The organism is Clostridium sp. (assembly GCF_016650035.1).
Lineage (GTDB): Bacteria > Bacillota > Clostridia > Clostridiales > Clostridiaceae > Clostridium_AD.
This window is the reverse complement of the sequence record NZ_JAENWM010000109.1, coordinates 1-10,473: the sequence shown is the minus strand read 5'-3', so window position 1 is coordinate 10,473 and position 10,473 is coordinate 1. Positions and strand designations below refer to the sequence as shown.

11 protein-coding genes and 1 pseudogene are annotated in these 10,473 nt (G+C 30.1%); 3 read left to right on the top strand and 9 right to left on the bottom strand.

Annotated features, from left to right (window positions below; all coding sequences use genetic code 11):
- Positions 1-129: 129 nt before the first annotated feature.
- Entirely contained in the window at positions 130-1,041 is a 912-nt protein-coding gene (locus tag JJD95_RS17990) for a hypothetical protein (protein WP_291644545.1), read from the bottom strand.
- Positions 1,042-1,054: 13 nt separating this feature from the next.
- Entirely contained in the window at positions 1,055-2,728 is a 1,674-nt protein-coding gene (locus JJD95_RS17985; RefSeq protein WP_291644543.1) for an LPXTG cell wall anchor domain-containing protein, read from the bottom strand.
- Between the two features lie 622 nt (positions 2,729-3,350).
- Between JJD95_RS17985 and JJD95_RS17980 the strand changes: the two genes are divergently transcribed.
- From JJD95_RS17980 to JJD95_RS17970, 3 genes are all read left to right on the top strand, one after another.
- Positions 3,351-3,572 carry a hypothetical protein gene (locus JJD95_RS17980; RefSeq protein WP_291644541.1) on the top strand — a complete coding sequence of 74 codons (222 nt, stop codon included), beginning with the start codon at positions 3,351-3,353 and terminating at the stop codon, positions 3,570-3,572.
- A 341-nt stretch (positions 3,573-3,913) separates the two neighbouring features.
- Positions 3,914-4,096 carry a hypothetical protein gene (locus JJD95_RS17975; protein WP_291644539.1) on the top strand — a complete coding sequence of 61 codons (183 nt, stop codon included), beginning with the start codon at positions 3,914-3,916 and terminating at the stop codon, positions 4,094-4,096.
- Between the two features lie 60 nt (positions 4,097-4,156).
- A complete protein-coding gene (locus JJD95_RS17970) occupies positions 4,157-4,825 on the top strand; it encodes a hypothetical protein (RefSeq protein ID WP_291644537.1) in 669 nt (222 codons plus the stop codon).
- A 138-nt stretch (positions 4,826-4,963) separates the two neighbouring features.
- On the opposite strand, the gene JJD95_RS17965 is transcribed toward JJD95_RS17970, so the two are convergent.
- The 7 genes and pseudogenes from JJD95_RS17965 to JJD95_RS17940 form a co-directional block, all read right to left on the bottom strand.
- A complete protein-coding gene (locus JJD95_RS17965) occupies positions 4,964-5,479 on the bottom strand; it encodes a recombinase family protein (protein ID WP_291644549.1) in 516 nt (171 codons plus the stop codon).
- 590 nt (positions 5,480-6,069) lie between these two features.
- Positions 6,070-6,132 (bottom strand): annotated as a pseudogene (locus tag JJD95_RS20170) (zinc-ribbon domain-containing protein); the annotation flags it as partial.
- A 44-nt stretch (positions 6,133-6,176) separates the two neighbouring features.
- A complete protein-coding gene (locus tag JJD95_RS17960) occupies positions 6,177-7,424 on the bottom strand; it encodes a Fic family protein (RefSeq protein ID WP_291644535.1) in 1,248 nt (415 codons plus the stop codon).
- Positions 7,425-8,794: 1,370 nt separating this feature from the next.
- On the bottom strand, positions 8,795-9,199 hold the full coding sequence (locus tag JJD95_RS17955; RefSeq protein ID WP_291644547.1) for a S1C family serine protease: 405 nt from the start codon (positions 9,197-9,199) through the stop codon (positions 8,795-8,797).
- Positions 9,200-9,208: 9 nt separating this feature from the next.
- Positions 9,209-9,580 carry a hypothetical protein gene (locus JJD95_RS17950; protein WP_291644533.1) on the bottom strand — a complete coding sequence of 124 codons (372 nt, stop codon included), beginning with the start codon at positions 9,578-9,580 and terminating at the stop codon, positions 9,209-9,211.
- A 118-nt stretch (positions 9,581-9,698) separates the two neighbouring features.
- The gene (locus JJD95_RS17945) at positions 9,699-9,839 is read right to left on the bottom strand and encodes a hypothetical protein (RefSeq protein WP_291644532.1); all 141 of its coding nucleotides are present in this window, start codon (positions 9,837-9,839) and stop codon (positions 9,699-9,701) included.
- 47 nt (positions 9,840-9,886) lie between these two features.
- Positions 9,887-10,168 (bottom strand): hypothetical protein, encoded by a 282-nt coding sequence (locus JJD95_RS17940; RefSeq protein WP_291644530.1) that lies wholly within the window; start codon positions 10,166-10,168, stop codon positions 9,887-9,889.
- Positions 10,169-10,473: the final 305 nt, after the last annotated feature.

Here is a 10,473-nt window from a genome sequence, read left to right as displayed (position 1 = left end):
CTAAAAAGCATGAAATAGTGCTTTTCCAACTTAATTATAAAAATATAAAGCATGGAATATCCATAAATATGGATATTCCATGCTTTTTCTGTTCAAGCTTAAAAACTTTACTGAAAAAAGAGTGCTTTTTCAGTGGCCTCCAGGATGACTACTTCCTTTTTTCAAATTCACAACTACTGAATCATCTCCTACTAGATTATAGCCATCAAAGGAAGGTGCGTTTACTGTATTGTCCCCTCTTGGTGCATCTTTTAGAATCGAGTAAAATAAATCTTTATCATCCTTCACAACACGTGTCGTGATATCATACGTTGTTACATTATCATACCCAAAAACGACTTTCTGTACTTTACTAAGTTCATTCATTATTATAGTAAATGGAACGTACCTTTCTATGGGAGGATTCACTGTATGAGTGAATCCTGGTAGAGCAGATATACAAGCAAAAGTATCTGTGGAATGTAACTCCTCCTTACCGTCCTTTATAACATATTTATCAATCTGGTAATCTGCATACTCTTCTGGGTGAAGTAAAGATTCACCATTGAGAGATATATGTCTTAGCGATGTTAATGCACCTACACTCGGGTTTAATGACTCGTATGTCACATTAGTGCCATATAAGTCTAAACTTTCTAAGTCTGTCCAATTTTTCATGGCTGATATATCTGTAAAAGTGTTCTCACTAAAAGATGCAGTTGTTATACCTGTCCATACAGATAGAGGAGAGATGTCTGATATCGTACCTTCGCCTACAGTAAGGTCTGTTACTATGGTATTGCCATCTAATACTTCCATTCCTTCTAAACTGGTCACACCTGCTGGTATATCTAAGTGTGTTTTTTTACAACGTGAGACATCTCCTGCAGAAAATCTTACATCTTTTCCTTTATCTACCCACTCTTTCATGTAATCTTGTAATATTGCATCCGTGAATACTATCTGCTCCACGTGTGCTGATACACTTGTAGCTGGTAACAAATAAGCTAGTGTTGAAAATGTTAGCAGTAATGATAAAACCTTTTTGAAATTGTTGAACATATGAATCCTCCTATTATTGTATAGTTTTTTTCTTTTTAAGTTTAACTAAAGATAATATTATAAGTAATAACCCTACTGAAATAGGCACTGATGTAGTATCTCTACTTCCTGTTTGCGGATATACTACAGGTATAGTCACTTCTGTATCATCTAACGTAGCAATGACAGTTGCATCTCCACCTGATGTTAAGTCAAAATTCAAACTTGAAGTACCATTAGATGCTACAACCTTACCACTTATAGTTACTGCTAACGACATGCCTGGGTACTTAACTAATATATCATCTGGTACACTTAGCACATGCTTTTCATGCACTACATCACTAAACTTAAAATAACCATCGCTATTTGTAAGTGTAGTTCTAGGGTCAGAGTGTAACGTCATTAATACATTAGCTAAAGGAGTGCCATCAGCTAGTCTTAAGTATCCTTCTACAGTAGAAAGAACTGGTTCCTCTATAACTTTGGGTATATAGTTAAAATTAAGTATCTGTCCAGGATTAATTTTTGTTAAATTACTGACTACAGATGATGCACCTACTAAAGTATAATTAGCTATAGAAGGAGCTTCTGTAGTATAACTGCCTGACAATAAACCTTCTCTTAGTTTGTACAAAGTAGTTGTATCGTCTTTTATAGTGTTAATAGTTAGCGAATATTCTACTGCCTCTTCTACAGGTATCGTGTCGTAAGTGAATGTTACTGTAGGATGATTATTTTCTTTTGTCAAAGTTATAACTGCTGAGGTATCTCCTGTCAGGACATAACCATCAAGAGAAGGTGCCTGTATTGTGTGGTCTCCTGCTGATAAATCTTCTAGAGTTGTGTAAAGTGAATCTACACCATCCTTAACAACATGTGTTGCGATAGCATAATCTACAGTTGTCTCATACTCAAAATTAACTAAGCGTACTTTATTAAGTGCATTCACCGATAAAACAACTGAACTTGGACTAGTAAGAGTATACCCTTCTAGGGACGGTGCATGCACTGTAATAGTTGTACTTGGTATAGTGGGTACTTGGTTAAAATTCTCGGTGTCATAGAATGAAGGCACACCATCTTTTACAACATACTCATTAACCTCGTAGTCTACGAGCTGACCTTGATAGATTAAAAGCACACCATTATGGGATAACCATCTTAGGTTTGTCAATGCCCCTAAACTCGAGTTTAGTGACTCATCCGATACTAAATCGTCGGATAAATTTAACTCTATTAAATTTTCCCATCCTTTCATGACTGAGATATCTCCGCAACCATTTCCATAAAAATTTACAACCTCTACACTTGACCATGCAGTTAAGGAAGATATATCAATTATGTTAGTAAATCCTATGTCTACGCTTTTTAAACCCTTTAGATTACTTAGAGGTGCAATATCAGATAACGTACCTTTACGTATTATGAGGTCTGTTATAGTAGTATTACCATTCAGTACCTCCAACCCACCTAAACTATCTACTCCCCATGGTATAGCTAAAGTTGATTCTGTACAATTCACAACATCTGCTGCAGAAAGTTCTGAGCCTTCTTCTCCTGCCCACGACTCCATGTAAGCCTGCAAATTTGCGTCTTCAAATAGTGGCGGTATATTGATTGCTGATACATTTGTAGCTGGTAACAAATAAGCTACTATTGAAAATGTTAGCAATAATGATAAAACCTTTTTGAAATTGTTTAACATATGAACCCTCCTATTATTGTATATTAAATAAACCTAGTTGCTAAATTCTTACTATGTAAAAGGACTAGTTTTGCTAGTCCTTTAATGCCTGTTAACTAACTTTTTTCAAGTTATCCTTTAGTCATGTACTACACAATTTTATTTATTGGTAGACATATAAACCTATATGTTCATATTGATTGACCAACTAATTAGTTGGATATAAGTAAAGATTTTTCTCTTTATTTTTCTTTCGCCTAAAATCACCAATCAATAAACTAATTAGTGTTTTGCCGCTACCAGTCGGCAATTCCATTGCAATATTTGTTTTTTAAATAATGTTAACATACTTATCTATCATCATAGATTGATAGTCAATCGGTCCCATAATATTTTTTAATTTATTATCCTGATACATTTCTTGTGGAGTACTATAATTAAATTCAATATTGTCTTTCGTCTTAAACTACACGATAACCCCTCCTTACAATCTTATTTTTCAATTTACATTAAATCCATTATGTAACTATAAGTCTGTTAATAAGCATTCTATTTACATATTTCAACAAACATTCATACTTATCCTTCAAAATCCGTATAAAAAAGCAAGAAATTCTATGATTATTTTTCAGAGGGGGTGGCAGTGAATGTGTTGAATGTTGGATTATTAGAGAATACTACCATGAGTAAATTCTTCGTAACTACATTACTTGCAGTTGCAGAGATGGTGAGGAACACGATAATAGAGAGAACACAAAACGGTAAATCAATTGCTAAGACCAAAGAAGGATATAAAGAAGGCAGACCTAAAATCTATACACCAAAACAAATAAATAATGCTATTGGTATGCTAGCGATTAGTTAATATTGATATGTCTGAAACAAGATTATTTAATGAATATTTTTTTTATGGATTGGTTTAATCGTTGCAATAATATTTGTAAGGATTCTTTATGATAAGTGATTAAGATTTAATTGTAAGTAAATTGTGAATAATATATAATAACCTTAATAACTGATGTAGGTGGGGATATATTACGAACAAAAGCAATGACAATCTTAGTGGAAAAGAAAAATATTCCTTGATGTATTGAATAGTATATCCATATTAGAGTGTGAACTTATTGCATTTTTATATAAAAATAAGGGTAAATATATTCAAATGAAGATTGAAGAAATATTTATTTAGATGATGAAAGAAAAATAATGTTAAGACAAAAATCAGGACAGATTACTAATGCTATTATGTTCGTTGTATTATTTATTTCAATTATAGCATTTACATTCATAGGCGTTGAGAAATGGATTATTTTTATCCTTTGGGGCGTAATTGCATTTAAATATATTTGTGGAATTGTAATTTTTTATTATTTCTCTAAAAAAATGTAGGTTATAAATATTAAGATTATAGTGTAATAAATAATTTAGATTAAGGAGGTGTACGCATCCATGTCAGAATTAAAAGAAAAATTAATAAAATCAATTTTACATTCAATTATTATAATGATAATTTCATTGTTCATAACATGTTTAGTTGTTATGAAGTTATCCTTATTTTTACTATCAATGAGTTCTATAATTGGAGTGATATTCTTAATAACCTATATTAAAAAGTCATATAATAAAGAGCATTTGATTATTAATAGTCGGCTATGTATGATCTGTGTGATTTTTATTGGCAGTGTAATCGGGAAAATTATTACGTTATCAAATTTAATTGGAATCGGTATGGGAGTATCAATATTTGATATTATCAGTTTCACTAAAATCGGGTCAAAAACTGCAATTTCTAAAGTTATGGCAAATAAAAAATTGATGTGGAAATTAATAGTATACGGTAAGTCGTTTAAAGATAAAAAACCAATACCAACAAAAGGGTTAGGAGATTTTTTATTTTATACAATATTACTTTCAGGTATATATAAAATAAGCAACAATTCTGACTTCCTATTTTATGGTGTATGTCTAATATTCTTAGGATGTACAATAAATTGGATTATAGTTTCTTTTATATATAATAAAAAATGGTATAAAGGATTTCCAGCAACATTTATTCCATTTATTTTTGTATCATTAATATATTTAGGTTATATTGATATTCTGAAAGTAACTCAATAGTAATTGTGTTACTTTCACTTTGGCTGTATTGTCCATTCCTTAATTTGCTCAATTTGAATGTAGCATAACGTGTGCCTTGTAACGTTTAATGTAATATAAATGATGTCCTAAATATCAAATGCTTGTAGCAGCTCCGCATCAATTGCTCTCTTCATATTGATTAATTAATTTATAGAATGTAGTTTTCTTTAATTCCAATATTTTCATAACATCAATCGCTTTTATAGTGTTTCCCTTATACATCTTGTAATACTTATCCCCTAACTTCGGTACTTCGATAGACTTACGTCCTTTATATTTTCCTGCTGTTACTGCAATTGCTATGCCTTCCATCTGTCTATCCTTTAGGTAGTCACGTTCAAGTTGTGCAACTGCTCCAAATACTGTAAGCATGAATACTCCGGTAGGTGTTGTAGTATCTATAGCTTCCTTTAATGATATAAATATAATGCCCTTACTATTTAATTGTTCCACAAGTTCCAACAAATCTTTAGTGTTACGAGCGAACCTACTTATGCTATCTACAATAAGTTTATCGCCGTTTTTTAATGATGCCATTAGATTACTTTCTGTTACGTTCTTACCGCTAACCTTCTCTATATAAACACATTCCCTTGGTATATTATATTCTTTTGCCTTTACCTCTTGTCTAATGGTATTTTGTTCCTATGAACTAACTCGGATGTAAAAGTAAGTTTGCATGTAATCACCTCGCTATACTTATTATATTAAATCGTCCGTTTAAAGTCCATATATTAAATGAACGGTTTATATGTATATTAACCACCATATAATGCCACTTTGAAGGATATTAGTTCGCGTTCGTCTACGGTATAATCTATACGAACTCTACAGTATTTTTCTCCAAAATAAAAAATCATGACTAACTAATGACTTTTCCAAACTAATTAATTAGGTTTTTTTATTTACAATCACATAAAATTATTTTCAAATGCATACTGTAGTATTTGAATTTTAAACATGAAATCAAGTATTTCGTTTGTTGAAACTCCATTTGTTAGATCAGTACCATTTGCTAGAGATCATCCAAAAATGTTTCCCAAAGTTTTTTTACTTTTTTTAGTTGAGAAATCAAAATTAAATTCATCAAGCTGGATATTGTATGGAAATTGTTCTACCCCACATAATAAATTGTCTCGCATTTTATCTATAAGCAAGATTTTTTTATATTAATAGGTAGCTCAACAATTGACTTGTAACCTCAGCAACTAGACCCTCTGGTTCTACTTATAAATTTCAGCTTGCCATTCATGGCCCTTTTCACATATCCACCATACTTTTCTAGTATAAAATCAAATAATAAGGGTTCTCTTTTTTAGGAGAACCCTCTTTATTCAATAAAGTCAATAAAATTATTTTGAATATTTTTAATTATATCGTTGAAATCATTAAAGATAAATATATATTTTTTCCCTTTTTTAGACTTTTTAAAAAAACCTATAGTCTCTAACTCTAATAAATCTGTTCTAGCAGTTTCATATGAAATTTTAAATTTCTTTTTATATTCATCAATCGTTATAAATTTTTTATCAATAGTAATAAAATGATTTACTATATTTTTTTGACGTTTCTCTAGTATAATGCCAGCTTTTTCTAGGACATTTTTTATAAGTTTCCTACCAAATTCTTTTCTAAAATTATTTTTAATCTTACTAATTGAACGTACAATCATGCTACTATAATATTTAATAAAGTAAGTCATATCACTACCATATTCTTCTGTATTTTCGATTGCATCGTAGTAACGGTTCTTCTCTTCATTAATCACACTAGATATAGAAAAGAATTTAAAGAACTTATAGCCGTTTTGTAATAAATACATATAGGATACGGCACGAGCAGTTCGTCCATTTCCATCAAAAAATGGATGAATGTAAACAAAATAAAAATGGATTATACAAGCCTTAGTAACAGGATGATAATTGTTATTAGAATTCATGAAATCTAATAATGAATTCATTAAATCTTGCACTTGAAGATAAATTGGAGCTGTGTAAGTAACTTTATTAGATTTAGAATCCCAAACATAAACAGCATCTGTTCTATATTTTTCTACTATATCATCATCATTAAGTGTATCTTGAGTGAGTATTCCGTATATAGATAGAACAATATTTTCATCTAATGTTTCATCAAGATGATCATTTATATATAATAGTGCACGATAATTGTTCATTATCATTTTTTCACTTTTATTCGAAGGTTCTAAATGTTTTTCAATCATCTCTTTTGTTCTTCTCTTAGTTGAAAAGGCTCCTTCTATTACACTAGAATTAAAAGCCTCATCAATTAGAGCATCAGCTATTACAGAAACTTCTAAATCCATAGGTACAGCGTTAAATAAATCTTCAGTAGCTGAATTATCTATTTTTTCAATATTATTGATAATTTCATTATTCAAATTAAACCAAAAGTTAAGTGAAGACTGGTCTATAAGCGGTATTTCAATTTTTGTAAGTCTTCTCATATCCATTAATTTATTCCAAAATTCATTTAAGTCTGTATTATTAGGTACACGATATTCAATTTCTTTTTTTGATAAATATCTTTCATTAAAATTAGTAATTAAATCTTTCATTTATAAAGTCACCTCCCTATATTTAAGTATGATCATTTTATATATTTTTATACTATTTTACTACTAATTTATTACTAATTCAATACTAATTCAATAAAAAATAGTACATAAGTATAAAAGACAATAATCGAGTAAAGAAAACATTTTCCAATATTTTAATTATTCACCTTAAATATAGTCATTCCTATATTTAATTTAAGATATAACTCCATGTTATCAACATATTTTCATTAACACTTTTATTTTCAAATTCACCCACTACTTTAAACCCTAGAAGATTTAAAATTTCCAGGGTTTACATGGTGGGACAAGAGAATATCCAAACTCCTCGGTTCCTAGCTAAAGGAAACTCTATTATTTGATATTATATGTTATATTCAGTGCTATTATGTGCATACTTTTTAAAAGCGATTCTTATTGTTCCTTAGCATGTTCGTTTTCTACATATTCATTAGTATCATATTAATAATCTAATATACAAGATATGCTAATACTAATAATTCAACATATTGCAAAGTCATTGGGAAGGTTTTTACAATAATTGTTCTATAATTTTATTACTGTAATTCCAATTCATAGGATGAGAGGATCTATAATATTTAACACTTGATCCATTATATTTGTCCATAATAACCGTATCTATATATGGTTGTATTTTTAACAGCAATTAATTATTGCCTGCGGGGTATAGTTAACTAGCCAATTGCTAAAATCCTCTTTATATTCTTTCGTTACAAATAGTCAATATATATTTGATACGTTTCAAAAATATAATTTCAATTTATTGATACCATTCAATCTATTGGTATATGGTAATTGTAATACCGTTCCATTAAGCACACATTATGATACCCCCTTTTATCCTTAGACTACAGTATTTAACATTACAACTAAAATTTATATACCCATAAAAACTACATATAAATTCCCCCAGTACTAGGTTATACATATTTAAATGCTATCTATAGTTTCAAGCCCCACCCCCTTTAACTACCGCATGTAGTATTCACAGTTTTGTTAATAATTTAAAACATAACAAAAGAACCTAGAAACATTACAACTTTTAGGTTCTATATTATGCATCGGTCAGAATTCAGACCTGTGACCAACCGGTTCGTAGTTATTATACATAAAGATTTTTGAGGTTTTATTATAATTGTACAAGCTCCTATGTGTTGGCGTTAAAGCATTTATTGATTTTATAAGTTCTTTATAAATCGTACAAGACTTATAATTTTGCCAACAAATCTGCCAACAAGTAACTTATTTATCAAGTTTAAACCCTTGAAAGATTATATTATTTATACTCTAATTAGAAATACATAGTTATTGATATTAATTCTGCTAAATTTTATGGTATGTACCAAAATTTAATTTTCCCATTCTTCTAAAAAATCATGGATTTGATCATTTGGCATTGCCATCCCAGAAGTAAACTGGTGAAATATATTCTCATTACCACCTAAATTTATACCCACAATCTCCAAGTCTTCATTAAGTAAAGCACCGCCGCTACTTCCTCCAGATATTATAGCTGAATGTTTTACATTTGGATATTGTGTTTTTCCTGCTTCATCATTAAAGAACCAAAGTTTCTTACTGCTTATTTTTCCTGCAGTAACTATGTTTCTTTTACCATTTGGATTACTCATAGCTGCTACTTTATCCCCATATTTAGGGATATCTTCAGCCAATGACAAAGCAGTATAGACTTTATCACTAATAAAACTAATCAAAGCTAAATCATATTTTACGTTCGTGTATTCTACTACAATTTTAGGAAATTACTTGTAATAGTTCGCCAATCCCATATATTTGCCCCCCATTTTTAGTGAATCTTTAAAGTCCAGGTCATCATATCCCATAACGATAATTTGAGTTTTATCTACATCATCCAATTCAGAAATAACATGATTGGCCGTTAGTGCAAAGTACCTATTTCCTCCCTTACGGATAATCACTCCACTAGCTCCAGCTGAAGCTGCTATAGAACTGCTGTTTTCACCATTTCTATAATTAAGTTGAACAATCTTAATACTCGCTGAAAGTGCATTACTTTCGACATTTTCTATAAATTCTCTATTCATCGCTTGATTGTAGAATGACTTAATTGATGGACGAAAAATAGAAATGATTATAATGGAAACGCATATCATTCTAATTATTATTTTTTGTTTAGTTTTAATCTACATCACCTTCCTAAATAGTGTTGTCTCTTTGTACTTTATAGATATAACAATATGTCTAGAATATGTTTTGTTATATGGTGTCTGACTATTTAACCAACCTTTCCCATTTATCAGGAACGAGTAAGCATAACCCTGGATTAACACATTTATTTTCTATTATATAATCATTAGGCGTATATCTAAAAGGTTTTCCAATTATTTTATTAATTCCAACTAAAGTTTTCATATTCAAAGTATAAGTCAGTTATTTATCATATGATAGCAATATAGTATCTATAATTTTCTCATCCAATTCATAGTAATCATTCTGTAATTCACTAAACCAACCTTCATAATATATAGAAATTGGTCCCCCCATTCCATGTGGGCACCCAGTATTAGTTGATTGATTTTAATTAACATAACACCACCAACTGGCTGAATTATAAGTACTCCTAAAGTACTAACTTCTTTTTCAAACTCGTCAAGTTTATCTTTCATAACAATACAATCAATATATCCATAACCTACAGCTTCTACTTTATACCTTGTCATTAAATTTTCTAATTGTTCCACTTTTTCTTCCTATTTAATTGTAAAGAATCATAGTACTTCATATTAATTTAACCCCTTTATATGAGATAATTGAGACGTACTTGAATACAAGTTTGACATAACTCTTTAACTGAAAAATGTCTTCAGATATCACTGATATGACCTACCCCTATCAATTTTTATACTTTTTTCAATACCGATAGGTGAGCCACCGCTTTTACCACCATAGGTGGCAGTCAGAGTAGCCTTTCCCCCGGTTCACACCGTACGTGATAGTTTCCCATCATACGGCGTTCCATCTATACAGCTGTTTTTACATGTGATTT